General features: G+C 31.0%; 2 protein-coding genes. Both read right to left on the bottom strand.

All coding sequences use genetic code 11. The annotated features are described in order from the left end of the window. Positions 1–129 precede the first annotated feature (129 nt). The gene (locus tag DWY01_RS06275) at positions 130–519 is read right to left on the bottom strand and encodes a hypothetical protein (protein ID WP_117995067.1); all 390 of its coding nucleotides are present in this window, start codon (positions 517–519) and stop codon (positions 130–132) included. A gap of 11 nt (positions 520–530) precedes the next feature. After that, positions 531–1,031: ExeA family protein (locus DWY01_RS06270; protein WP_147332163.1), on the bottom strand; the 501-nt coding region annotated here is incomplete at its 5' end.

The following is a 1,031-nucleotide window of genomic DNA, read 5'->3' as shown; positions in this document are numbered from 1 at the left end:
ATGTTGATTACCAAATTAATTGCTAACACAGTATTCAAATTAAATTGTACACATAATTAGGTAACTTCAAATTGTTTATACATATATATTCATATTAAATGTGAAACCCAATCATATAAAAATGGATACTCAATTTAGAATATCCATTTGGTGTTGATATAAATATTTTAAGGCGTATGAAATTGAGCAGGCGCTCTTTTCACATGGTAATTTCTTATAGATTTTTTGACTGTTCTTTTGTGTTTCGTGCAAATTATCAAGTTCAACTTGGAGTGAGTTCACAAAATATGATTCGTCTTCACATTCCATGAATTCATTTATTTCAATTCCTAACAGCCATTTTAAATTGTCTTTTACTAAATGGCATAGATAAGTGTGTTCTAAGTTAACGCTATCTTCAACAGTTACTTTAAAATCAACACTTCCTTCAAAATGCACTTCTTTTAATTCGGCAATTTCACTTTTTCTTGATGCGTATCCTGTTTCATATACAATCATTTGGTTTGTTTCTAATATCATTCTATTGACCTCTAACTCAATTCATTGTCGTTTACGGCATCCATTACAGTTTCCATACTGATTATCATTTCCTGCTTCTGCTCACCAATCAATAAACTTTTATTACAGATTTGATTGATCATTCGAGGAATACCATTCGATGCGTTGATAATTGCGTTCAGTGCATTATTATCGAACACTTCCTGATGACATCCCACACCATCTAATTTTTCTTTTATATAGCGTTTTGCCTCTTCTTCATTTAGATTTTCTAAATTATGCGACATGATTATACGCTGCCTTAATGGTTCATGGCTTGATAAGCGCAGCTGATTGTTTAACTGTGGCAATCCAATCAGTAATACGACTGCATAATCTTTTGAATCCATTTCAAAATTGAACAGTATTTTTAAATCATTCAAGATTCCACTTTTCATATAATTGGCTTCATCAAATATAAATACGGGTGTAATCCTTTTTTCACGTTTATATTTTTCTATAATTGCCTGAATAGCTCGGAAGTTGTCGACTTT

It is taken from the genome of Eubacterium sp. AF22-8LB (genome assembly GCF_003458715.1).
In the GTDB taxonomy this organism is placed as follows: domain Bacteria; phylum Bacillota_I; class Bacilli_A; order Erysipelotrichales; family Erysipelotrichaceae; genus Holdemanella.
The sequence above is the reverse complement of the archived record's forward strand: the minus strand, read 5'-3'. Positions and strand labels throughout refer to the sequence as shown.

Excerpts from the sequence above, each read along its gene's own strand:
- DWY01_RS06275 (WP_117995067.1), bottom strand. The coding sequence starts at position 519 with ATGATATTAGAAACAAACCAAATGATTGTATATGAAACAGGATACGCA.